The following is a 21,253-nucleotide window of genomic DNA, read 5'->3' as shown; positions in this document are numbered from 1 at the left end:
CGCGAACCCGCGGAAACGGAGGGCCCGGATGACCCACGGTGAGGAGCGCACGGCGCTGCTGGCGGCGCTTCACGCGCAGCGCCACCACGTGCTCGGCATCCTGGACGGGCTGCCCGAGGAGGCCCTGCGCCGTCCGGTGCTGCCGTCCGGCTGGTCCTGTCTGGGGCTGGTCCGCCACCTCGCCCTCGACGTCGAGCGGTTCTGGTTCCGGGCCGTCGTCGCCGGCGAGCGCGTCGACCTGGAGTCCGGGGCCGACGCCTGGCGGGTCGACGCGGAGACGCCGGCCGCGGCGGTGTTCGACCTGTACCGGCGGGAGGCGGAGCTGGCCGACGCGGTGATCGCCGGCACCGACCTGGACGCCGCCCCGGTGTGGTGGCCGGAGGAGGTCTTCCCGGGCCTGCCGCCGCACGCCCTGCGCCGGACGGTCCTGCACGTGATCACCGAGACCGCCTGCCATGCCGGGCACCTCGACGCCGCCCGGGAGCTGATCGACGGCCGGGCGTGGCTGGTGCTGACGGACTGACTCGCGCCGGCGTCCCCACGACGGTTCCGGCGGCGACTAAGGTGGCCGGTCATGGGGGAACCGGGCTGGCTGCGGGAGACCCGCGCCGCGTACGACACGGTGGCTGTCGACTACGCCCGACTGGTGCACGGCGAGCTGGCGGGCAAGCCGCTGGAACGGGCGCTGCTGGCCACCTTCGTCGAGCTGGTCGGCGACGCGGGGCCGGTCGTCGAGGTCGGCTGCGGCACCGGCCGGATCACCGCCCACCTGCGCGACCTGGGGCTGGACGTCGCGGGGCTCGACCTGTCCCCGGGGATGGTGGCGGTGGCCCGGGACACCTGGCCGGGGCTGCGCTTCGCCGTCGGGTCGATGACCGACCTGCCGTTGCCCGATGGCAGCCTCGCCGGCCTCGTCGCCTGGTACTCGATCATCCACCTGCCGCCGGAGCTGCTCCCCGGCGTCTTCGCCGGGTTCCACCGGGTGCTCGCACCGGGCGGTGAGCTGCTGCTCGCGTTCAAGGCCGGCGAAGAGCGCATCCGCCTTGAGCAGGCGTACGGCCACACCGTCTCCTACGATGTGCACCGGCTGCCGCCGGACCGGGTCGCCGCGCAGCTTGCCGAGGCCGGGTTCGCCGTGCACGCCCGCCTGCTCCGCGAACCCGAGGGGTACGAGCGCGGCCCGCAGGCGTACCTGCTGGCACGTCGGCTCGGCGGGGAGGCCGGGCGGTGACCGTCGTCCTGTTCACCCTCGGCGGGACCATCGCGATGGCCGGGTCCGCCGAGGGCGGGGTGGTCGCCCGGCTCGTCGGGGCCGACCTGATCGCCGCCGTGCCGGGCCTCGCCGACCTCGGCCATCCGATCGACGTACGCGATGCGCGGGCGGTGCCCAGCGCGGACCTCACGTACCGGCAGATCCTGGACCTGGTCGACGCGGCGTCGTCGGCGGTGGCCGGCGGCGCGGCCGGGGTGGTGGTGACCCAGGGCACCGACACGCTGGAAGAGACGGTGTTCCTGGCCGACCTGCTCTGGCCACACCCGGAGCCGCTCGTCTTCACCGGCGCGATGCGCAACCCCACCCTCGCCGGTGCGGACGGCCCGGCGAATCTGCTCGCGGCGGCCCGGGTGGCCGCCGCCCCGACCGCCCGTGACCTGGGGGCACTGGTCGTGTGTCACGACGAGGTGCACGCCGCCCGCTGGGTCCGCAAGACGCACAGCACTAGCACCGGGGCCTTCGTCTCGCCGAACGCCGGGCCGCTCGGACAGGTTGTGGAGGGGGAGGTGCGGGTGCTGACCCGACCGCGCCGGCTGTCCCCGGTGCCCGGGGTGGCCGCCGACCGGCTCGACGCGGTCCGGGTGGCCCTGCACACCGTCACCCTCGACGAGGACACCGACCTCGTCACCGACCTGTTCCGGGGCCGGGACGGGGTGGTCGTGGCCGGGTTCGGCGTCGGACACGTCCCGCCCCCGCTCGCCCCGGTGCTCGGAGAACTGGCGGAGCGGGTGCCGGTGGTACTCACCTCGCGGACCGGGGCCGGGGCGGTGCTGCGGCACACGTACGGGGCAGTGGGGTCGGAGACCGACCTCCAGCGGCGTGGGCTGGTCAACGGGGGGCTGCTCGACCCCTACAAAGCGAAGGTGCTGCTGCGGGTGCTGCTCGCGGCGGGCGCGGACCGGGCGGGGATCGCCGCCGAGTTCGCCCGGCGCGGCTGAACCGGACCGGCGGCTGCCGACACTGCCCGTACGTGACCTGACTGAGGGCTTCCGTCCGACGCGGACAGCCCGTACGGTGTCCGACGACAACCGGCGGGAGCCCGCCGGGGACGGCGGAGGTGGGGCGTGCGCGGTCGGATCTGTCTCGCGGGCGTAGCGGCGTTGGTGGTGTCGGGGTGCGCCGCCCAGGACCCCGGGCCGGTGGCGGTGCCCCGGGCCGAACCGGTCGTGCTCGACGTGCCGGCGGCCTCCTCGGGCGGCGCGTGCCGGCTGCTCGACTTCGCGGTGATCGAGGAGCACACCGGGGAACGGTTCGACGTGGCGGCGTCCAGCTCGCGCGGTGACACGCACACCTGCGTGGTCCGCGCGGCGCAGGCGCTGCTGCCCGAGGTGGCGCTCACCGTCAGCGCCACCTCGATCGACGTGGCGGGCTTCACCGCCGACGTGCGGCCGGGCGGGGCCCGAGAGGTCAGCGAGCTGGGCCGGGCCGGCTACCGGCGGACCGCCTCCGCCGCCGACGGCCACGGGCCGGTCGCCGAGGTCGGCTGGCTGGCGGCCGAGGACCGGCTCGCCACGTTGCGCTGGACGCTGCCGAAGGGCACCACCCGCGCCGCCGTGGAACAGCTGGCGGAGCGGCTCGTCGGCCTGGCGCAGACGGTCGACACCCGAGCACTGTGAGCCCCGGCCCGATCGGGCCGGCGTCGCGGGGCCGATCGGGCGCGTCAGGGCCGGTGAGTCAGTGGGCGGCGACGAACACCCGGGAGGCGACCTCGCGGGGCAGCCGGATCCGGTCGCCGGAGCGGTTGATGAAGACGCCGTCGCGCTCCTGGGCCACGGTCACCGTGGCACCCGGGTCGACCCCGGCGGCGTGCAGCTGGCGCAGCACGTCGGCGTCGGTCTGGACGCTCTCGCAGATGCGCCGCACCACCACCGGGCCGGACAGCCCGGGGAACGCCAGGTTGCGCTCACCCTCGGTGCCGCCGGCCGGCGCCCCCGGGGTGCCCAGCTCTTCCAGGCCCGGGATGAGGTTGCCGTAGGGCGAGCGGGTCGGGCGGTTGAGCAGGTCGTAGACCCGCTTCTCCACCGCGTCGCTCATCACGTGCTCCCACCGGCAGGCCTCCTCGTGGGCCTCCTCGTAGGGCATTCCGATGACGTTGACCAGCAGCAGCTCGGCGAGCCGGTGCTTGCGCATCACGGACACGGCGGCGTTGCGGCCCAGCGCGGTCAGCATCAGGTGCCGGTCGCCCTCGACGGTGAGCAGTCCGTCGCGCTCCATCCGGGCGACCGTCTGGCTGACGGTGGGGCCGCTCTGGCTCAACCGTTCGGCGATGCGGGCACGCAGCGGCGGCACACCCTCCTCTTCCAGTTCGAGGATGGTGCGCAGGTACATCTCGGTCGTGTCGACCAGGTCATTCACGTCAGCGACCTCCCAGAGGTCGATGCTACCCCGGCGCCGGACAAGGCCCTCCGGCGAAACGCGAGGTCGCTGCCCGGATGGTGTTGACTGGACACCATGTCCGGTACCGAGGAGCCGCTGGTCGAGACCGACCGGCTCGCCGCCGAGCTCGACCACGCCGACCCGCCCACCCTGCTCGACGTCCGTTGGCGGCTCGTCGGCCCGCCCGGCCGCGACGACTACGCCGCCGGCCATCTCCCCGGCGCGGTCTTCGTCGACCTCGACACCGAGCTGTCCGGGCCGCCCGGCGCGGCCGGCCGGCACCCGCTGCCCGACCCCGCCGCCCTCCGGTCCGCGCTGCGGGCCGCCGGCGTCCGCGCCGGTCACCCCGTCGTCGTGTACGACGGCGGCGACGGGGTGGCCGCCGCCCGCGCCTGGTGGACGCTGCGCTGGGCCGGGCACCGGCCGGTGCGGCTGCTGCACGGCGGGTTCCCGGCCTGGGTGGCCGCCGGCCTGCCCGTGTCCACCGAGGTCCCCGCCCCGGTGCCTGGCGACGTGTCGGTCCGGCCGGGGGAGCTGCCGGTGCTGGACACCGGTGCCGCCGCCGCGCTCGCCGCGGGCTCCGGGGTGCTGCTCGACGTGCGGGCCGCAGCGCGCTACCGGGGCGAGACCGAGCCGGTCGACCCCGTCGCCGGGCACGTGCCGGGCGCGGTGAACCTGCCCGCCGGCGCTTACGTCGACCCGGACGGGCGGTTCCCCGCCGCAGCCGTGCTGCGGGACCGGTTCGCCGCCGCCGGGGTCACCGACGCCGTACCGGTCGGGGCGTACTGCGGCTCCGGGGTGACCGCCGCGCAGGCCGTGCTCGCCCTGCACCTCGCCGGCCGCCCGGACGCCAGGCTCTACGTCGGGTCGTGGAGCAACTGGGTCGCCGACCCGTCCCGCCCCGTGGCCACCGGCGGCTGACCGCAGGTTCCGCGGCCGAAACCGGCCGCGGGGCCAGCGCGTGTGATGGGCCGCCGTCGGTGCTCGTGCGACGATGGGCCCATGTCCGAGGACACTGTGGTGGTGTGGGACGAAGCCCTGCTCGCCTACGACATGGGTGACCATCCGCTCGACCCGGTCCGGGTGGAGCTGACCGTCGCGCTCGCCCGCGAGCTGGGCGTTCTCGACCGGCCCGGGGTCCGTCTGGTCGCTCCGGCGCCGGCCGACGACGCCCTGCTCACCCGGGTGCACGACCCGCGCTACCTGAACGCGGTGCGGAGCGCCCCCCGGGATCCGCTCTTCGCCGGCTACGGGCTGGGCACCTCCGACAACCCGGTCTTCGACGGGATGCACGAGTCCAGTGCGCTGATCGCCGGGGCCACCGTGGCCGCCGCCGAGGCGGTCTGGCGGGGCGAGGCACGGCGCGCGGTCAACGTGGCCGGGGGACTGCACCACGCCATGCCGGACCGGGCCGCCGGCTTCTGCGTCTACAACGATCCCGCGGTCGCCATCGCCCGGCTGCTCGACCTCGGCGCGCAGCGGGTCGCGTATGTGGATGTGGACGTGCACCACGGCGACGGCGTGCAGGAGATCTTCTACCACGACCCCCGGGTGCTCACGGTCAGCCTGCACGAGACCCCGCTGGCCCTGTTCCCCGGCACCGGCTTCCCCGACGAGACCGGCGGCCCCGGCGCGGAGGGCAGCGCCGTCAACGTGCCGTTGCCGCCCGGCGTCGACGACACCGGCTGGCAGCGCGCGTTCCACGCGATCGTGCCGTCGGTGCTGCGCGCGTTTCGGCCGCAGATCCTCGTGACCCAGTGCGGCGCCGACGGGCACCGGATCGACCCCCTCGCGGACCTGCACCTCTCCGTCGACGGGCAGCGGGCCACCTACGTCGCCCTGCGGGCGCTCGCCGACGAGCTGTGCGAGGGGCGCTGGGTGGCCACCGGCGGCGGCGGGTACGCCCTGGTCGAGGTGGTGCCACGGGCATGGACCCACCTGCTGGCGGTGGCCACCGGCGACCCGGTCGACCCGGCCACGCCCACCCCACCGGGCTGGCGGCGGCTGGCCGCCGAGCGCCGCCCCGGCCGGGAGGTTCCCTTGCGGATGACCGACGACGTCGACCCGGCGTACGAGCCGTGGCAGCCGACGGGCGAGCCGAACGCGGTGGACCGGGCCGTCGCGGCCACCCGCAAGGCGGTGTTCCCGCTGCTCGGGCTCGATCCGCACGACCCGCGCGACTGAGTCGGCGTGCCCGGGGAGGGGACCGAAGGCGTGACCACTGTCGACCAGCCGGTGGACGTGCTGCTCAGCGACGGCACGACCGTCGGGCTGCGGCCGATCCGTCCGGACGACGCGCCGGGCATCGTGGCGATGCACTCGCGGTTCTCCGAGCGCACCCGCTACCTGCGCTACTTCTCGCCGTACCCGCGGATCCCGGAGCGGGACCTGCGGCGGTTCGTGGTGGTCGACCACCGGGACCGGGAGGCGTTCGTGGTGCTGGCCGCCGACCGGATCGTCGCCGTCGGTCGGTACGAGCGGCTCGGCCCGCAGGCCCCCGAGGCCGAGGTCGCGTTCGTGGTGGAGGACGCCTACCAGGGCCGGGGGATCGGTTCGGTGCTGCTGGAGCACCTGGCCGATGCAGCCCGGCGGGCCGGGATCGTGCGCTTCGTCGCCGAGGTGCTCCCGGCCAACGGGGCGATGCTGCGGGTCTTCGCCGACTTCGGCTACCAGGTCCAGCGCCAGTACGCCGACGGCGTGGTGCACCTCAGCTTCCCGATCGCTCCCACCGAGCAGACGCTGGAGGTGCAGCGCGGCCGGGAGCACCGCACCGAGGCGCGTTCCATCGCCCGGCTGCTCGCCCCCCGGGGCGTCGCCGTGTACGGGGCCAGCGCCACCGGCCAGGGCGTCGGCGCGGCACTGCTCGGGCACCTGCGCGACGGCGGGTTCACCGGGGCGGTGGTGCCCGTGCATCCGAGCGCGGCGACGGTGGCGGGGCTGCCCGCGTACCCCTCGGCGGTCGACGCCGGCCGGGCGATCGACCTGGCGGTGGTCGCGGTGGCCCCGGAGGCGGTCGGCGCGGTGGTGGCCGACGCGGCGGCGGCCGGCGCGCACGGCCTGGTGGTGATCTCCGCCGGCTTCGCCGAGGCCGGTCCGGCGGGCGCGGCGGCCCAGCGGGCCCTGGTCCGCGCGGCGCACGCCGCCGGCATGCGGGTCGTCGGCCCGAACTGCCTCGGCGTGGCCAACACCGACGGGGCGGTGCGCCTCAACGCGACCCTCGCCCCGGCGCTGCCGGCACCCGGCCGGGTGGGCATCTTCAGCCAGTCCGGGGCGTTCGGGGTGGCCCTGCTCGCCGAGGCGCACCGGCGGGGCCTGGGCGTTTCGAGCTTCGTCTCGGCCGGCAACCGGGCCGACGTCTCCGGCAACGACCTGCTCCAGTACTGGCAGGACGACCCCGGCACCGACGCGATCATGTTGTACCTGGAGACGTTCGGCAACCCACGCAAGTTCGCCCGGCTGGCCCGGCGGATCGGCCGGGACAAGCCGGTGGTGGCGCTGGCCTCCCCGGCCCGCCCGCCCGGGCTGAACGCCGACGCCCCCGGCCCGGACGCGGTCGCGGTCAGCGCCCTGTTCGCCCAGTCCGGCGTGATCCGGGTGGACACCGTCGCCGAGTTGCTCGACGTCGGCGTGCTGCTGGCCCACCAGCCGCTGCCGGCCGGCCGGCGGGTCGGCGTGGTGGGCAACTCCTCGGCACTGACCGGGCTGGCCGCCACGGCCTGCGCCGCGCAGGGGCTGACCGTGGCCGCCGGCTACCCGTCCGACGTGGGGCCCCAGGCCGGGGCGGCCGAGTTCGCCGCCGCGCTCGGTGTCGCCGCCGCCGACGACGGCGTGGACGCCCTCGTCGCGGTCTTCGCCCCGCCGCTGCCCGGGCAGCTCACCGACCCCGAGGCCGACTTCGCCGCCGCTCTGCCCGGTGCGTTCGGCGCCGGCCGGCCGGTGGTGGCCACGTTCCTCGCCGGGCGGCCCCCGGCCGGGGTGCCGGCGTACCCGAGCGTGGAGGAGGCGGTGCGCGCTCTGGGCCGGGTCGCCACGTACGCCGACTGGCTGCGTCGCCCACCCGGCGTGCTGCCCGAGCTGCCCCGGATCGACCCCGCCGCCGCCCAGGCCGCGCTGCGGGCCGACGGCGCCGATCCGGCCGGGCTGCTCGCTGCGTACGGGATCGACGTGGCGCCCTCCGTGCCGGCGCGCTCGGCCGACGAGGCGGTGTCCGCCGCCGGGGCGCTCGGCTGGCCGGTGGCGCTGAAGGCCGCCGCGGCCGGGCTGCGGCACCGCCTCGACCTCGGCGCGGTCCGCCTCGACCTGGCCGACGAGCCGGCCCTCCGCCGGGCGTACGTGGAAATGGCGTCGGCGTTCGGCGCGGACGTCCTGGTGCAGGCGATGGTCCCACCCGGAGTGCCCTGCGTGGTGGAGCTGGTGGAGGACCCGGCGTTCGGGCCGGTGGTCGGGTTCGGGCTCGGCGGCGTCGCCACCGAACTGCTCGGCGACCGGGCCTGGCGGGCGGTGCCGCTGACCGACTCCGACGCCACCGAGCTGGTCGACACGCCCCGGGCCGCGCCGCTGCTGCGCGGGCACCGTGGGGCCGCCCCGGTGGACCGGGCGGCTCTGGTGGAGCTGTTGCTGCGGGTCGGTCGGCTCGCCGACGAGCAGCCCCGGGTCCGCTCGCTCACCCTCAACCCGGTGCTGGCCCGTCCGGACGGAGTCTCCGTGCTGCACGCCACCGTCCGCACCGGCGCCGCCGGCGCCCGCCCCGATACCGGCCCCCGCCGGCTGTGAGGGGCGGCGTCACCACGCGCGAGGGGCCCCGGCGAACCGCCGGGGCCCCTCCTTGCGACACGACCGCTCAGCAGGCGAACGCCTCCAGGCGCTGTGCCCGCTCCGGGTCACGCAGCTTCAGCAGCGTCACCTTCTCGATCTGCCGGATCCGCTCCCGCGACAGGCCGAACTCCCTGCCCACCTCGTCCAGGGTGCGCTGCCGGCCGTCGTCCAGGCCGAACCGGAGCCGGATCACGGCCTGCTCCCGCTGGGACAGGGTGGCCAGTACGATCCGCACCTCCTTGCGCAGCTCGCCGTCGGCGGCGGCCTCGCCCGGCCCGGCGGACGGGTCCACGGCGGCGACGAAGTCGCCGAGGACGCTCTCGCCGTCCTCGCCGACGGCCTGGTCGAGGCTGACCGGCTCCCGGTCGTACGAGATCAGCTCGATGACCTGGAACTCGGGGACGCCCATGGCCCTGGCGACCTCGGCGACGATGGGCTCGCGACCCAGCGTGACGGCCAACTCGCGGCGGGCCCGGACCATCCGGTTGACCTGCTCGACCATGTGCACCGGGATGCGGATGGTGCGGGCCTGGTCGGCCATCGCCCGGGTGATCGCCTGCCGGATCCACCAGGTGGCGTACGTGGAGAACTTGAAGCCCTTGGTGTAGTCGAACTTCTCCACCGCCCGGATCAGGCCCAGGTTGCCCTCCTGGATCAGGTCCAGGAACGCCATCCCCCGGCCGGTGTACCGCTTGGCGATGCTGACGACGAGACGCAGGTTCGCCTCGAGCAGGTGGTCCTTGGCCGCGCGGCCCTCGGCGACGATCAGCTCCAGGTCGGACCGCAGCTCCGTGGACACCGGGGTGCAGGTCGCCAGCTTCTCCTCGGCGAAGAGCCCGGCCTCGATCCGGCGGGACAGCTCGACCTCCTGCGCGGCGGTGAGCAGCTTGGTGCGTCCGATGCCGTTGAGGTAGGCCCGGACCAGGTCTGTGGAGATGCCGCGCTCGTCGGTGGCGTCCAGGTCGGTCAGGGTGTCGGTGCCGAGCTCGGCGTCGATGGTGACGGCCGGGCCGATCTGGTTCTCGGTCATCTGCAGGACCATCTCTGTTCTCCCCGTGTCCACGTCGGTGCCGTCTCACCGGCCCAGTGGCGCCGGTGACACACACTCTGGCAAGTCGGGCGTGAAACGGGAGTGAGGCGATCGGGGAACCGACACGGATAATAGGGGTGTCCACGCGCCCGGGGCTTGCCGACCCCGGTTACCGTGCCAGCGGTCGGCCGTCCTGGCCGGTCACACGGTCGGTCGCCGCGGCGACCGACCACCGAGAGACTGGAGCGTGTCGTGGTCTTCAAGCGGCTCATGCAGGCGATGGGCGTGGGCGGCCCGTCGGTGGAGACGATCCTGGCGAACCCGAACTGCCGCCCCGGCGGGCAGTTGGAGGGCACCGTCCACGTGGCCGGCGGCGAGCACCCGGTGGACGTCGAGTATGTCGCGTTGGGCCTGGTCACCCGGGTCGAGGTGGAGAGCGGTGACAACGACTACGAGACCAGCCAGGAGTTCCAGCGCCGCCAACTGACGGGGGCGTTCCGGCTGGAGCCGGGTCAGCGCTACGACGTGCCCTTCCGCTTCGACGTGCCGTGGGAGACGCCGCTGACCGAGCTGTACGGGCAGCACCTGCACGGGATGACGATGGGGCTGCGCACCGAGCTGGAGGTGGCCCGCGCGGTGGACAAGGGCGACCTGGACGCGGTGGCGGTGCACCCGCTGCCGGCCCAGGAGGCGCTGCTGGAGGCGTTGCTGCGGCTGGGCTTCCGGTTCGCCCGTGCCGACAACGAGCGGGGCCACATCTACGGGGTACGGCAGACCCTGCCGTTCTACCAGGAGATCGAGTTCTACCCGGCGCCCCAGTACGCCCGGGCGATCAACCAGCTGGAGGTCACCTTCGTCACCGACCCGCAGCAGGTGCAGGTGGTGCTGGAGATCGACAAGCGGGGCGGCGTCCTCACCGAGGGCCGGGACGCGTTCGGTCGCTTCACCGTCCCCCACGCCACGGCACACAACACGGACTGGGCCGCCCAGCTCGACGGCTGGCTCCGCCAGTCCGTCCAGCGCCGCGGCCTGTTCTTCTGACCCTCCCCCTGCGGACGGCCCCGGCCCCGGCCCGTCACGGGCACAGTTGACCAAGAGGTTTGCGTCAGGGGCCGGGCTCCGGACGACGTAAACCTCTTGGTCAACGGGGTGGGGGCTGGGGTGGGGGCGGGATCAGAGGTCCAGGAGCAGGGTGCGGGGGCCTACGTTGACGCTTTCCACCAGCATGTGGGTGCGGAAGCGGCCCGTCGCTACCGGGGCGCCGCGCTCGCGCAGCGCCTCGACGACCGTCGTTACCAGGGGTTCCGCCATCTCTGCCGGGGCGGCGGCGGTCCAGCTCGGCCGGCGGCCCCGGCGGGCGTCGCCGTAGAGGGTGAACTGGCTGACCACCAGGATGCCGGCGCCGGTGTCCGCCGCGCTGCGCTCGTCGTCCAGGATGCGCAGCTCGTGGACCTTCCGGGCCATGGTCCGCGCGGTCTCCGGGGTGTCGGTGTGGGTCACCCCGAGCAGCACCAGCAGCCCGTCGGTGACCTCGCCGACGACCTCGCCGTCGACCGTGACGCTGGCCCGGCCGACCGTCTGCACCACCGCCCGCATCAGGCGGTGACCGGCTCGATGATGCCGCGCTCCACCAGGTGCGCCACGATCGGGCCGGCCGAGTCGGCCAGTTCCTCCGGCGCCACGTCGTGCGCGGCGGCGAGCAGCGCGAGCTGGTCACGCAGCGGCAACCGGCCGTCCGCGCCGCCGACCAGGGCCAGCACCAGCGGGTCGACCTCCTCGGTCCAGCGCAGCCCGTGCGGCATGGCGAGGACCTGCCGGTCCACGGCCCAGCCCTCGTCGCCCATGGTGGCCTCCTGGCGGAGCTGGAGCCCCTCGGCGGCCCGGTAGCGCTCGGCGAGCAGCCCCTCGGCGTCACGTGCTCGCAGCCAGTCCTGGCGGTCGAACCAGGCGGCGATCCGGTCGCCCAGCGGCGGCTCCACCCGCTGCCGCAGGTCCTCCACCCGGACCGCCGGGTCGGCGTGCCCGGCGCGGCGCAGCGAGACGATGCCGAAGCCGACCGCCTCCACCTTGTGCGCGTCGAACCAGTCCAGCCAGGCCGCCATCCGGTGCGGGTCGGCGGCCTCGCCGACGTCGGTCAGCCACAGGTTCACGTACGCCATCGGGTCGGCGACCTCGCGCTGGATCACCCAGGCGTCCAGGCCGGTGCCGGCGAACCAGCCGGCCACCCGCTCGCCCCAGTCCTCGCCCGTCACGTGCACCCAGTTGGCGAGGTACTGCATGGTGCCGCCCTCGGTGAGCAGGCCGGGGGCGGCGGCGGCCAGTTCGGACCCGATCGCGTCGCCCGCCCGGCCGGAGTCCCGGTAGACGTGGGTGGTGGTGCCGGGGCCGACCACGAACGGTGGGTTGCTGACCACCAGGTCGAACCTGCGCCCGGCGACCGGGGCGACCATGTCGCCGCGTAGCAGCTCCCAGTCCTGGCCGTTGAGCGCGGCGGTGGTGGCGGCGAAGCGCAGCGCCCGCCGCGAGAGGTCGGTGGCGGTGACCCGGCGGGCGTGCTCCGACAGGTGCAGCGCCTGCACCCCGGAGCCGGTGCCCAGGTCCAGCGCGGTCTCCACCGGCCGCCGCACGGCCGCCCCGATCAGCGTCTGGGTCGCCCCGCCGATGCCGAGCACGTGATCGGAGTGCAGCGGCCGGCCCGGCCGGGAACTGGCCGGCAGGTCGGCGAGGACCCACCAGTCGTCCCCGTACGGCTCCAGGTCCACGCCGGCACGCAGGCCGTCGCCGTGCCGCTCGACCAGGCCCCCGACCAGCGCCTCGTCCACGGTCAGCGGGGCGAGCGCGGCGGCCACCGCGGCCTCCGGCTCGGTCTGGTCGCAGATGAACACCCGGATCAGCGTGCCGAGCGGGTCACGGTCCTCGGTGGCCCGCAGCGCGGCCCGGAAGTCGTTGCGGGCCGCCCCGCCGGTGGCCTGGGGGCCGAGCCGGTCGGCGATCCCGTTCGAGGTGTACGCGGCGCGGGTCAGCGCCGTCCGGAGCGCGTTGACGCCGGCGGGGGAGAGCAGCATGTCGTGTTCGTCCACGTTGCCATCCTGCCCTCCCGGCCCGGGCGACCCGTCACCGCCGCCCGCAAATCCGCCCGCCGGGGAGCGGCGCGGCCCGGCGCGGACCCCGCGCCGCAGGCCCCGGGGAGTCGCCGTCGGCCCGGGGCCGGTGACGGGGAGGATGGACGGCATGACGGTTTCGCTCCCCATCGACCCCGAGGCCAACCGGCTGCTGGAACGCAGCCCGCTGGCCCTGCTGCTCGGCATGGTGCTCGACCAGCAGGTCCCCATGGAGAAGGCGTTCTCCTCGCCGTACGTGCTGGCGCAGCGGCTCGGGCACGAGCCGGACGCCCGCGAGCTGGCCGGGTACGACCCGGACGAGCTGGTGGCGGTCTTCGCCCGGCCACCGGCCCTGCACCGGTTCCCGAAGGCGATGGCGGCCCGGGTGCAGGAGGTGTGCCGAACCCTGGTGGACCGGTACGACGGGGACGCCGCCCGGCTCTGGGCCGACGCCGCCGACGGGCGGGAGCTGCTGGCCCGGATCGCCGGGCTGCCCGGGTTCGGCCGGCAGAAGGCGCAGATATTCCTCGCCCTGCTCGGCAAGCGGTTCGGTGTCACCCCGGACGGCTGGCGCGAGGCGGCCGGTGGGTACGGCGACGCCGACGCGTACCGGTCGGTCGCCGACGTCACCGACCCGGAGTCGCTGCGTCGGGTGCGGGAGTACAAGCAGCGGATGAAGGCGGAGGCGAAGGCCGCGAAGGGCTGACGCGGACCGCCCGCCGGGCTCGCCGCCCGGAGGGCGGGGCGACGGTGGACGGGCGGGTCGGGCGTGGGTCTCGTCCCGTCGGTGGCTACCCGTAGGGCCGCTGACGTGGCATTCTGCAAGCAGAGCAGCGGGTATCGGGCGACGCCCATCCCGCCGCAACGGCGCAGCGGGTGGTCGTCCGGCGCGCGACGGCACGGGCCTGCCGATCGGGTGCGTCCACCGGGCAGGGTGGGCGGCCCGCGGCTGATCCCGATCGCCTGGGCTCAGGCCCGCAGCCGCCCCCGGAGGGCACCATGGCCAACCCCGTCATCCGGTCGATCACCGCGACCCCCAGCACGCTCCAGCCCGGCCAGACCGCCCAGGTGGTGATCGACGCCTACGACCCGGACGCCCGAACGGTCACCGTGGCCGGGAAGGTCACCGACGTGGCCGGGCACGTGGCGACCGCCACCACCACGCTGACCGTCGGCGACCCGCTGAAGTTCGAGTTGACCACGACCGATCCGGCCGTGACGATCGTCGCCGACCCGGCGGTGGCCGGTCGCTTCTCGGTCCGGGTCTGATGTTCACCCGTACGGTCACCCTGACCGCGCGGGTGGCGGACGCGGGGGGCAACACCACCACCGTCAGCACGGCGGTCAGGGTGGCGGCGCCGACGGCCCTGGGCTGGACACCTCCGGAGAGCTCGGTCGCCGCGATCCAGGCGATGCTCACCCGGTACCCGCACCCGAGGACGGTGCGGCTCTACTCCGGCCCCGGCGTCGGCCTGGAGCCCTGGTCGGGGCTTCTCGCCCAGGTGCCCGCCGACTGCCCGCTGCACTACAGCTTCAAGGACTGGACCGCCGGCACCTCGGCGGCGGCCGTCCGGGACTGGCTCTCGGCCCGGCCGGCCAGCCGCCGCCGGGTGGTGGACCTGGTGACGCTCGACCACGAGCCGGAGCAGCAGTCCGGGGGCGACCCGGCCCCGGCGGCGTTCCGGGAGCAGTGGCAGGAACTGGTCGGCGCGCTCGCCGGGCACCCCCGCCGTCGCGAGGTCTGGCTGGTGCCGGTGTTCACCGAGTACGCCGCCCGACGGCAGGCGTCCTGGTGGGCCGACTTCGGGGTGGTCGCCAGCTACCCCGGGGTGGACGCGGTGGGGTTCGACATCTACGACACCGGCTACGAGCGGTACCGCACCCCGGTGGAGCGCAACGAGTTCGCGCTCGCCCAGGCGAGGCGGGTCGGCAGGCCGCTGGTGGTCCCGGAGTGGGGGATCAGGCGCAAGCCCACCCTCGACGACGGGACGCCGTACGACCCGGACGGGGCCGTCTGCGCGCAGGCCATGCGGGACAACATGGCCCACCTGCGGGCGCAGCCCGACGTGCCGTACGTCGAGTGGTTCTACCGGGGCGACTGCGACCTGCACGCCACGCTGACGTACCCGTCCGGGCGGACGTACGTGCGCGACGCGGAGCGTGCTGCGTTCGGGCAGCTCATGGGCTGAGGCGCGGCGACGGACGACTCAGGCGGCGGTGGGCCGGGAGAGCGCGGCGAGGGCGCGCCGGACGTCGGCCAGCGAGACCGTCGCCGAGTCGTCCAGCTCGGTCAGGCCGGCCTCGATCCACTGCCGCATCAGGGTGGTCACCCCGATGCCGCGGGCGTCGGCGGCGGCCCGCACCCGCTCGTACGTCTCTAGCGGCAGCCGCACCGAGCGGCTGACCATCGGCACGTCGGTGTCGGGGGCGGGCAGCTCCACCGGCTGGCTGGAGTCGATCAGCTCGGCGAGCCGGTCGTCGCCGCTGTGGAACTGTTTGGTCGCGTCGTTACGGTTCATCGCCACGCCTCCTCATCGACGGGATCTGCGAACGGCCTCGTCGTAGCGCTTGGCCTCGACGTCGCTCAGCTCCCGGGCGGACAGGACGTCCCAGTCGTTGTCGGCGCCGTCGGCCTCGGCGAGCAGCACCGCCAGCCGCCGTCCGTGGCGGGCCGCGGCGTAGACCACCATCACGTCGTCGCCGAGATGCCGGATGACCCGGCGCGGGCTGTGCAGCGCCTCCCAGACCTCGCCGGGCGCGACGCCGTAGACGCGCAGGTTGGCCAGCGCCTCGTCGGTGAAGCTGAACCGGCTGCCCACGAGGCGGATCGTACCACGCACGTAACACGCGCCGAGAAGAGCCGATTTTCGCTGATCACCGGTCGGGAGTGACAGGATGGGGGCAGTCCCTCTTGGAGGTCCGTGGTGAAGCGTCAGGCGTACGAACCGATCCTGATCACCGACGCGGCCCGCAGTCAGGGCGATCAGCTCAACAGCCGGCAGCGGCGCTACATCGTGATGATGGCCATCCGGGTGGCGTGTGTGATCGCCGGCGCGATCCTGGTCGGCGCGCAGGCCCCCATGCTCTGGCTCTGGCTGCCGCTGTGTGGTCTCGGGATGGTGCTCATCCCGTGGCTGGCGGTGCTGCTGGCCAACGACCGGCCGCCGAAGGAGCAGCACCGGCTGGCCAACCGGTTCCACCCCCGCAACCGGGACGAGACCCCGCCGATGAGCCTGACCGCCGACGAGCGTCCGTACAAGGTCATCGACGCCGAGCCCTGACCGGCCCGGCCGGGACCTGGCGCGTCCGGGGTCAGGAGGCGGGTCGGGCGCCGACCGTGGAGACGGCCAGCGCGCCGAGGTCGCCGGCCCGGTCCAGCGCCTCCCGGGGGGTGGCCCCGGCCAGCCAGGCGGACAGCAGCCCGGCGGCGAAGGCATCCCCGGCCCCGGTGACGTCGGCCACGGCCACCCGCCGCGCCGGTGCGACGCTGACCGTCGCCGTCCGGTCGGCCCAGACCGCCCCGGCCGCGCCCCGCTTGACCACCACCCGCCTCGCCGTCGCCGACAGTGCCCTGGCCTGCGCCGCCGGGTCCAGCCCGCCGGCCAGTACGGCCGCCTCGTCGGCGTTGACCAGGAGTAGGTCGACGTCGCGTACCCAGGTCAGGAAGGCTGCCGCGCCGACCCGCCGCAGCGGCGCCGCGGACGCCGCGTCGACGCTGATGCTGAGCCCGCGCTCGCGCGCCGCGGCCAGCACGCGCAACCCGGCCCCGCGCGATCCGTCGTCGAGCAGGGTGTACGCGGACAGGTGCAGGTGCCGCGCGTCCGGCGCCCCGGCCAGGGCCCGCTCCACGTGCCCTGCGGTGAGCCACAGGTTCGCGCCCCGCTCGGTGACCATCGTGCGCTCCCCGTCGCCGGTGAGCACGATGACGGTGCCGGTGGCGTGGCCCGGGTGCCGCTCGACCGCGCAGTCCACGCCGGCGCGCTCCAGCTCGCCCACCCGGTCGCGTCCCGCGTCGTCGTCCCCGACCGCGCCGACCATGGTCACCGGGACATCCTGGGCGGCGAGCCAGGCGGCGGTGTTGGCCGCCTGCCCGCCGCCGCCGACCCGGATGGCGGCCGGCGTGTCCGAGCCGGTCGCCAGCGGCCCGCCGAGCACCGCGACCACGTCGGTGATCAGGTCGCCGACGACGACGACGCGGGGCGGAGCGGTCATGCGGCGGAGTCCCCGCGGCGTGCAGCGGCGACCGCGACCCGGGCGGCGAGGTCGGCGTTGCGCAGGATGATCCGCACGTTCACCGCGAGGCTGGCGCCGGCGGTGGCGGAGTGGAAGTGGGCCAGCAGGTACGGCGTCACGGCCTTGCCGGTCACCCCGTCGCGCTCCAGCAGGGCCAGGCCCTCGGTGAGCGTCCGGTCGTGCAGGGCCGGGTCGAGCTGCTCGTCGACCGGGAGCGGGTTGGCCACGAGCAGGCCGCCGGAGTGCACGCCGTGCCCGACCCGGGCTGCCAGCACGTCGGCGACCTGTTCGGGGGAGTCGACCGACCAGTCCAGGTCGAACCCGGCGTCGGTGAGGTAGAAGCCGGGGAACCGCCGGGTGCGGTAGCCGACCACGGCGACGCCGAGGGTCTCCAGCCGTTCCAGGGTGGCTCCCACGTCGAGGATCGACTTGACCCCGGCGCAGACCACCGCGATCGGGGTCCGGGCCAGGGTGCCCAGGTCGGCGGACTCGTCGAAGGTGTGCGCGGCCTCCCGGTGCACGCCGCCCAGCCCGCCGGTGGCGAAGACCCCGATTCCCGCGGCGGCGGCCACCGCGCTGGTGGCGGCTACCGTGGTGGCTCCGTCCGCCCCGGTCGCGGCAGCCACCGCCAGGTCGCGGACGGAGAGCTTGCTCACCCCGTCGACGGTGGCGAGCCGGGTCAGCTCCGCGTCGTCCAGCCCCACCACCAGCTGGCCGCCGACCATGCCGATGGTCGCCGGGACAGCGCCGGCGTCGCGTACCGTCTGCTCGATCTCGCGGGCTACCCGCAGGTTGTCCGGCCGGGGAAGGCCGTGCGACACAATGGTGCTCTCCAGGGCGACGACCGGGCGGTGCTCCCGCAGGGCGGCTGCCACCTCGGTGCCGAGACGTACGTGGAAGTTATTCACATCCGCTACGGTACGTGCCCGCGCGCGGGTGGCCTGCGGTGGACCCGGTCAGGCCGACCTGTCAAACTGGAAAGTTGGAGGTGCAGTCGTGAGCACAGAGGTTCTTGAGCGTCCGGAACTGAAGGACGCCGACACCGGTCCCGAGATGTTCCACTACGTCCGCAAGGAGAAGATCGCCGAAAGTGCCGTCATGGGCACCTTCGTCGTCGCACTGTGCGGGGAGAAGTTCCCGGTGACCAAGGCGGCCAAGCCGGGCTCGCCGGTCTGCCCGAAGTGCAAGGAGATCTACGAATCCTGGCGCGAGTGACCGTGGGCGGCCGGGACGGCCGCCCACGTAACCTTCGTCGGTGACCACCTCCACCGCCCTGCTCCTCGCCGACCTGACCGGGGTGGCGGTCTTCGCCGCCTCCGGCGCCTCCGCGGCGGTGGTCAAGCGGCTCGACCTGTTCGGCGTCGCCTTCGTCGGCTTCGTCGCCGCGCTCGGCGGCGGGATCTTCCGCGACCTGGTCATCGACGAGGCGCCCCCGCTGGCCTTCGCCGACTGGCGGTACGCCGCCACCGCCGCGGTCACCGCCGCCGCCGTGTTCTGGCTGCACCCCCAGCTCGCCCGGCTGCGCACCACCGTGTTGGTCCTCGACGCCGCCGGCCTCGGGCTGTTCACCGTCACCGGCACCCTCAAGGCGCTCGACGCCCAGGTCCCGCCGGTCGGGGCCTGCCTCATCGGCATGCTCACCGCCATCGGCGGCGGGCTCGCCCGGGACCTGCTCACCGGCGAGATCCCCGTCGTGCTGCGCCGGGAGATCTACGCGGTGGCGGCTCTCGCCGGCTCGATCGCCGTGGCGGCGCTCCACGCGTCCGGGCGCGCCGACGCTGCCGGGCTGACCGCCGCGGCGGTGTTCGTCTTCGCGCTGCGCCTGATGGCGCTGCGGCGGCGCTGGTCCGCCCCGGTGGCCACACTCCGCCCGCCCCGCACCGGCACCCGCGACCACACCGCTGACCCACGGTGATGACGGGGACGCCCTCGGTGGGTTGTCGCGCGGTGCGGATGTGACCAGCGTGGCGTCGCCTGGGCCGACCGCCGTGCGCTGGTTATGCTGACTCGGCCTTCGCGGCAACCGATGCGCGAGGGCCTTTTTCATGGGCGGCGGTACCCGTGGCCCTCGGCCGGGGTCCGCCGTCGTGGCGGTCGGAGAGGAGCCTGACGCGTGGCAGCCCGGACGCCGGCGCTCGAGACGTTTCCACCACTGCGAGCCTGGCAGCGCAAGGCGCTGGTGGAGTACCTGCGACGACGTTCCGAGGACTTCACGGCGGTCGCCACCCCCGGGGCCGGCAAGACCACCTTCGCCCTGCGGATCGCCGCTGAGCTGCTCGCCGACGGCACCGTCGAGGCGGTCACCGTGGTCGCCCCCACCGAGCACCTGAAGAGCCAGTGGGCCGAGGCGGCGGCCCGGATCGGCATCCAGCTCGACTCGGCGTTCCGCAACGCCGATCTGCACTCCTCCGCCGACTTCCATGGAGCCGTCGTCACGTATGCGCAGGTCGGCATGGCGCCCCAGGTGCACCGGCGGCGCACCATGACCCGCCGCACCCTGGTCATCCTGGACGAGATCCACCACGCCGGCGACTCCCGGACCTGGGGTGACGGCGTGAAGGCGTCGTTCGAGCCCGCCGTGCGCCGGCTGATGCTGACCGGCACGCCGTTCCGCTCCGACGACAACCCGATCCCCTTCGTCACCTACGAGCGGGGCGGCGACGGCCTGCTCCGCTCCCGCGCCGACGTCGTGTACGGCTACTCCGACGCGCTGCGCGACAACGTGGTCCGGCCGGTGCTCTTCCTGGCGTACTCGGGGGAGACCCGGTGGCGGACCAACGCGGGGGACGAACTGTCCGCCCGGCTGGGCGAGCCGATGACCCAGGACCTGATCGCGCAGGCCTGGCGCACCGCCCTGGACCCGGCCGGCGACTGGATGCCGCAGGTGCTGCGGGCCGCCGACGCCCGGCTGACCGTGCTGCGCAACGCCGGGATGACCGACGCCGGCGGGTTGATCATCGCCAGCGACCAGCAGACCGCCCGCTCGTACGCGCGCCTCATCGAGCAGACGACCGGCGAGAAGGCCACGGTGGTGCTCTCCGACGACCAGGGCGCGTCCGCCCGGATCGCGACGTTCGCGGAGTCCGGGCAGCGGTGGATGGTCGCGGTCCGGATGGTCTCCGAGGGCGTCGACATCCCCCGGCTGGCGGTTGGGGTCTACGCCACCAGCGCCAGCACGCCGCTCTACTTCGCGCAGGCCATCGGGCGGTTCGTCCGGGCCCGCCGCCCCGGGGAGACCGCGTCGGTCTTCCTGCCCAGCGTGCCGCACCTGCTCGGGCTGGCCAGCGAGATGGAGGCCGAGCGGGACCACGTGCTCGGCAAGCCGAAGGACCGCGAGGGCTTCGACGACGACCTGCTGGAGCGCGCGCAGCGCGACGACCAGGCCAGCGGGGAACTGGAGAAGCGGTTCGCCGCCCTGTCCGCCACGGCCGAGCTGGACCAGGTGATCTTTGACGGCGCGTCCTTCGGCACCGCCGCCCAGGCCGGCACCCCCGAGGAGGAGGAGTACCTGGGCCTGCCCGGGCTGCTCACCGCCGACCAGGTCTCCCTGCTGCTCACCAAGCGGCAGGCCGAGCAGTTGGCCGCCCAGCGCCGCCGGGCCGTCGACCGGGCCGCTGGGCAGGCCCCTGTGGCCACGGTGGCGCCCCCGCCGCCGATGAGCGCGGCCCAGCGTCGGGTGGCGCTACGGCGGCAGCTGAACGCCCTGGTGGCCGCCCGGCACCACCGCACGGGCCTGCCGCACGGAAAGATCCACGCCGAGCTGCGCCGCCTCTGCGGCGGCCCTCCGAGCGCCCAGGCCACCATCGAGCAGTTGGAGGAACGCATAGCCACGGTCCAGACCCTCTGACCGACCCCCGACCCGCCTCGTGGGCGGGTTGGGCGGAAAGTGGTGCCCAGAGTGCCGAAAAGCCGGCCGGAGGGCCCCTGTGGGGCGCCTCCGGCCGGCAATGTCGGTGTGGGGTCTACGCGGTCTCAGTTCGCCATAAGATCGGCGCCACGCCAGCTGAACTCGGGGTCCGTCGCGTACCGCACGGTGATCTTCACGAGATCCTCCGCGTACTTGTTCGCGTGGTGCCCACAGAACACCAGCTCGCTCCCGCCCGCCAGAGTGATACGGAGCTTGCCGGCAGCGTTGCAGCGGTCGCACCGTTCATCGGCGGCTGGGGGAGCCACCGTCTCGTGCGGCGGCGTGAGGGTCGGGGTCATCGCCTTCCTCCTCTGGTCGTCACCGATGAACAATCTCTTCGGTCGTTGCTCACCTATCGTGCAACACCCAACTCGGGCCCTGCCTTCCCTGTGTGCCCGCGGGGGACCGAGGTCACACATGGCAGCAACAGTGTGCCGTGCACCAAGGGTGCCACGTCAACGATCACAATCGTGCAACCGGCCGATCACCATCGGGTGTTGTACGTCTGGTGATCAAAC

24 protein-coding genes are annotated in these 21,253 nt (G+C 74.7%); 15 read left to right on the top strand and 9 right to left on the bottom strand.

Features of this window, described 5'->3' with window-relative positions:
• Nucleotides 1-28 precede the first annotated feature (28 nt).
• From ACFYZF_RS05220 to ACFYZF_RS05205, 4 genes are all read left to right on the top strand, one after another.
• Nucleotides 29-523, top strand: coding sequence for a DinB family protein (locus ACFYZF_RS05220; RefSeq protein WP_387016235.1), 495 nt, complete (start codon nucleotides 29-31; stop codon nucleotides 521-523).
• Nucleotides 524-574: 51 nt separating this feature from the next.
• Nucleotides 575-1,231, top strand: coding sequence for a class I SAM-dependent DNA methyltransferase (locus ACFYZF_RS05215; RefSeq protein WP_387016234.1), 657 nt, complete (start codon nucleotides 575-577; stop codon nucleotides 1,229-1,231).
• The gene (locus ACFYZF_RS05210) at nucleotides 1,228-2,211 is read left to right on the top strand and encodes an asparaginase domain-containing protein (RefSeq protein ID WP_387016233.1); all 984 of its coding nucleotides are present in this window, start codon (nucleotides 1,228-1,230) and stop codon (nucleotides 2,209-2,211) included. Before ACFYZF_RS05215 ends, ACFYZF_RS05210 begins: the two co-directional genes overlap by 4 nt.
• Nucleotides 2,212-2,337: 126 nt before the next feature.
• Complete coding sequence (locus tag ACFYZF_RS05205) at nucleotides 2,338-2,889, top strand: hypothetical protein (RefSeq protein WP_387016231.1); 552 nt, start codon at nucleotides 2,338-2,340, stop codon at nucleotides 2,887-2,889.
• 58 nt (nucleotides 2,890-2,947) lie between these two features.
• Here the strand turns inward: ACFYZF_RS05205 and ACFYZF_RS05200 are convergent, their stop codons facing one another.
• Nucleotides 2,948-3,628: a metal-dependent transcriptional regulator gene (locus ACFYZF_RS05200; protein WP_387016229.1), complete on the bottom strand. Its 681-nt coding sequence runs from the start codon at nucleotides 3,626-3,628 to the stop codon at nucleotides 2,948-2,950.
• A gap of 96 nt (nucleotides 3,629-3,724) precedes the next feature.
• Between ACFYZF_RS05200 and ACFYZF_RS05195 the strand changes: the two genes are divergently transcribed.
• The 3 genes from ACFYZF_RS05195 to ACFYZF_RS05185 all read left to right on the top strand — a co-directional run bounded on the left by ACFYZF_RS05195 (nucleotide 3,725) and on the right by ACFYZF_RS05185 (nucleotide 8,422).
• Nucleotides 3,725-4,570: a sulfurtransferase gene (locus ACFYZF_RS05195; RefSeq protein ID WP_387016228.1), complete on the top strand. Its 846-nt coding sequence runs from the start codon at nucleotides 3,725-3,727 to the stop codon at nucleotides 4,568-4,570.
• Between the two features lie 81 nt (nucleotides 4,571-4,651).
• Entirely contained in the window at nucleotides 4,652-5,833 is a 1,182-nt protein-coding gene (locus tag ACFYZF_RS05190) for an acetoin utilization protein AcuC (RefSeq protein WP_387016226.1), read from the top strand.
• Between the two features lie 30 nt (nucleotides 5,834-5,863).
• Nucleotides 5,864-8,422 carry a GNAT family N-acetyltransferase gene (locus tag ACFYZF_RS05185; protein WP_387016224.1) on the top strand — a complete coding sequence of 853 codons (2,559 nt, stop codon included), beginning with the start codon at nucleotides 5,864-5,866 and terminating at the stop codon, nucleotides 8,420-8,422.
• 67 nt (nucleotides 8,423-8,489) lie between these two features.
• Here ACFYZF_RS05185 and sigB read toward each other — a convergent pair whose 3' ends face one another.
• A complete protein-coding gene (gene sigB, locus ACFYZF_RS05180) occupies nucleotides 8,490-9,494 on the bottom strand; it encodes an RNA polymerase sigma factor SigB (protein ID WP_387017090.1) in 1,005 nt (334 codons plus the stop codon).
• Nucleotides 9,495-9,746: 252 nt separating this feature from the next.
• On the opposite strand from sigB, the gene ACFYZF_RS05175 reads away from it, so the two are divergent.
• Nucleotides 9,747-10,535: a sporulation protein gene (locus ACFYZF_RS05175; protein ID WP_387016222.1), complete on the top strand. Its 789-nt coding sequence runs from the start codon at nucleotides 9,747-9,749 to the stop codon at nucleotides 10,533-10,535.
• 132 nt (nucleotides 10,536-10,667) lie between these two features.
• Here the strand turns inward: ACFYZF_RS05175 and dtd are convergent, their stop codons facing one another.
• Together dtd and ACFYZF_RS05165 are read right to left on the bottom strand one after the other, a co-directional pair.
• Nucleotides 10,668-11,090 carry a D-aminoacyl-tRNA deacylase gene (dtd, locus tag ACFYZF_RS05170; protein WP_387016221.1) on the bottom strand — a complete coding sequence of 141 codons (423 nt, stop codon included), beginning with the start codon at nucleotides 11,088-11,090 and terminating at the stop codon, nucleotides 10,668-10,670.
• Nucleotides 11,090-12,574: a methyltransferase gene (locus ACFYZF_RS05165; RefSeq protein ID WP_387016219.1), complete on the bottom strand. Its 1,485-nt coding sequence runs from the start codon at nucleotides 12,572-12,574 to the stop codon at nucleotides 11,090-11,092. The genes dtd and ACFYZF_RS05165 overlap by 1 nt, the downstream gene beginning before the upstream one ends.
• Nucleotides 12,575-12,716: 142 nt before the next feature.
• On the opposite strand from ACFYZF_RS05165, the gene ACFYZF_RS05160 reads away from it, so the two are divergent.
• The 3 genes from ACFYZF_RS05160 to ACFYZF_RS05150 all read left to right on the top strand — a co-directional run bounded on the left by ACFYZF_RS05160 (nucleotide 12,717) and on the right by ACFYZF_RS05150 (nucleotide 14,784).
• Entirely contained in the window at nucleotides 12,717-13,301 is a 585-nt protein-coding gene (locus ACFYZF_RS05160; protein ID WP_387016217.1) for an HhH-GPD-type base excision DNA repair protein, read from the top strand.
• Nucleotides 13,302-13,594: 293 nt separating this feature from the next.
• Nucleotides 13,595-13,864: a hypothetical protein gene (locus ACFYZF_RS05155; protein ID WP_387016216.1), complete on the top strand. Its 270-nt coding sequence runs from the start codon at nucleotides 13,595-13,597 to the stop codon at nucleotides 13,862-13,864.
• Nucleotides 13,864-14,784 carry a hypothetical protein gene (locus ACFYZF_RS05150; protein WP_387016214.1) on the top strand — a complete coding sequence of 307 codons (921 nt, stop codon included), beginning with the start codon at nucleotides 13,864-13,866 and terminating at the stop codon, nucleotides 14,782-14,784. Before ACFYZF_RS05155 ends, ACFYZF_RS05150 begins: the two co-directional genes overlap by 1 nt.
• Nucleotides 14,785-14,802: 18 nt before the next feature.
• Here the strand turns inward: ACFYZF_RS05150 and ACFYZF_RS05145 are convergent, their stop codons facing one another.
• Both ACFYZF_RS05145 and ACFYZF_RS05140 read right to left on the bottom strand, forming a co-directional pair.
• Nucleotides 14,803-15,114: a hypothetical protein gene (locus ACFYZF_RS05145; RefSeq protein WP_387016213.1), complete on the bottom strand. Its 312-nt coding sequence runs from the start codon at nucleotides 15,112-15,114 to the stop codon at nucleotides 14,803-14,805.
• A 12-nt stretch (nucleotides 15,115-15,126) separates the two neighbouring features.
• Complete coding sequence (locus ACFYZF_RS05140) at nucleotides 15,127-15,414, bottom strand: hypothetical protein (protein ID WP_387016212.1); 288 nt, start codon at nucleotides 15,412-15,414, stop codon at nucleotides 15,127-15,129.
• 105 nt (nucleotides 15,415-15,519) lie between these two features.
• Here ACFYZF_RS05140 and ACFYZF_RS05135 point away from each other — a divergent pair, with 105 nt between their 5' ends.
• Nucleotides 15,520-15,876, top strand: a complete 357-nt coding sequence (locus ACFYZF_RS05135) for a DUF3099 domain-containing protein (RefSeq protein WP_387017088.1) — start codon at nucleotides 15,520-15,522, stop codon at nucleotides 15,874-15,876.
• Nucleotides 15,877-15,907: 31 nt separating this feature from the next.
• On the opposite strand, the gene ACFYZF_RS05130 is transcribed toward ACFYZF_RS05135, so the two are convergent.
• Both ACFYZF_RS05130 and ACFYZF_RS05125 read right to left on the bottom strand, forming a co-directional pair.
• Complete coding sequence (locus ACFYZF_RS05130) at nucleotides 15,908-16,807, bottom strand: carbohydrate kinase family protein (protein ID WP_387016210.1); 900 nt, start codon at nucleotides 16,805-16,807, stop codon at nucleotides 15,908-15,910.
• Nucleotides 16,804-17,736: a pseudouridine-5'-phosphate glycosidase gene (locus tag ACFYZF_RS05125; RefSeq protein ID WP_387016208.1), complete on the bottom strand. Its 933-nt coding sequence runs from the start codon at nucleotides 17,734-17,736 to the stop codon at nucleotides 16,804-16,806. Before ACFYZF_RS05125 ends, ACFYZF_RS05130 begins: the two co-directional genes overlap by 4 nt.
• Nucleotides 17,737-17,824: 88 nt before the next feature.
• On the opposite strand from ACFYZF_RS05125, the gene ACFYZF_RS05120 reads away from it, so the two are divergent.
• From ACFYZF_RS05120 to ACFYZF_RS05110, 3 genes are all read left to right on the top strand, one after another.
• Nucleotides 17,825-18,043, top strand: a complete 219-nt coding sequence (locus ACFYZF_RS05120; protein WP_161688218.1) for a DUF3039 domain-containing protein — start codon at nucleotides 17,825-17,827, stop codon at nucleotides 18,041-18,043.
• A gap of 40 nt (nucleotides 18,044-18,083) precedes the next feature.
• Entirely contained in the window at nucleotides 18,084-18,743 is a 660-nt protein-coding gene (locus ACFYZF_RS05115) for a trimeric intracellular cation channel family protein (protein ID WP_387016206.1), read from the top strand.
• 198 nt (nucleotides 18,744-18,941) lie between these two features.
• Nucleotides 18,942-20,675, top strand: coding sequence for a DEAD/DEAH box helicase (locus tag ACFYZF_RS05110; RefSeq protein ID WP_387016204.1), 1,734 nt, complete (start codon nucleotides 18,942-18,944; stop codon nucleotides 20,673-20,675).
• Nucleotides 20,676-20,800: 125 nt separating this feature from the next.
• Here ACFYZF_RS05110 and ACFYZF_RS05105 read toward each other — a convergent pair whose 3' ends face one another.
• Nucleotides 20,801-21,034 carry a hypothetical protein gene (locus ACFYZF_RS05105; RefSeq protein ID WP_350885194.1) on the bottom strand — a complete coding sequence of 78 codons (234 nt, stop codon included), beginning with the start codon at nucleotides 21,032-21,034 and terminating at the stop codon, nucleotides 20,801-20,803.
• Nucleotides 21,035-21,253 lie beyond the last annotated feature (219 nt).

Source organism: Micromonospora sp. NPDC001898, assembly GCF_042891255.1.
In the GTDB taxonomy this organism is placed as follows: Bacteria; Actinomycetota; Actinomycetes; order Mycobacteriales; family Micromonosporaceae; genus Micromonospora.
The sequence above is the reverse complement of the archived record's forward strand: the minus strand, read 5'-3'. Positions and strand labels throughout refer to the sequence as shown.

Coding starts and splice junctions, on each gene's coding strand:
- ACFYZF_RS05155 (WP_387016216.1), top strand. CDS start 13,595: ATGGCCAACCCCGTCATCCGGTCGATCACCGCGACCCCCAGCACGCTC.
- ACFYZF_RS05105 (WP_350885194.1), bottom strand. CDS start 21,034: ATGACCCCGACCCTCACGCCGCCGCACGAGACGGTGGCTCCCCCAGCC.
- ACFYZF_RS05195 (WP_387016228.1), top strand. CDS start 3,725: ATGTCCGGTACCGAGGAGCCGCTGGTCGAGACCGACCGGCTCGCCGCC.
- ACFYZF_RS05145 (WP_387016213.1), bottom strand. CDS start 15,114: ATGAACCGTAACGACGCGACCAAACAGTTCCACAGCGGCGACGACCGG.
- dtd (WP_387016221.1), bottom strand. CDS start 11,090: ATGCGGGCGGTGGTGCAGACGGTCGGCCGGGCCAGCGTCACGGTCGAC.
- ACFYZF_RS05130 (WP_387016210.1), bottom strand. CDS start 16,807: ATGACCGCTCCGCCCCGCGTCGTCGTCGTCGGCGACCTGATCACCGAC.
- ACFYZF_RS05160 (WP_387016217.1), top strand. CDS start 12,717: ATGGACGGCATGACGGTTTCGCTCCCCATCGACCCCGAGGCCAACCGG.
- sigB (WP_387017090.1), bottom strand. CDS start 9,494: ATGACCGAGAACCAGATCGGCCCGGCCGTCACCATCGACGCCGAGCTC.
- ACFYZF_RS05150 (WP_387016214.1), top strand. CDS start 13,864: ATGTTCACCCGTACGGTCACCCTGACCGCGCGGGTGGCGGACGCGGGG.
- ACFYZF_RS05220 (WP_387016235.1), top strand. CDS start 29: ATGACCCACGGTGAGGAGCGCACGGCGCTGCTGGCGGCGCTTCACGCG.
- ACFYZF_RS05190 (WP_387016226.1), top strand. CDS start 4,652: ATGTCCGAGGACACTGTGGTGGTGTGGGACGAAGCCCTGCTCGCCTAC.
- ACFYZF_RS05215 (WP_387016234.1), top strand. CDS start 575: ATGGGGGAACCGGGCTGGCTGCGGGAGACCCGCGCCGCGTACGACACG.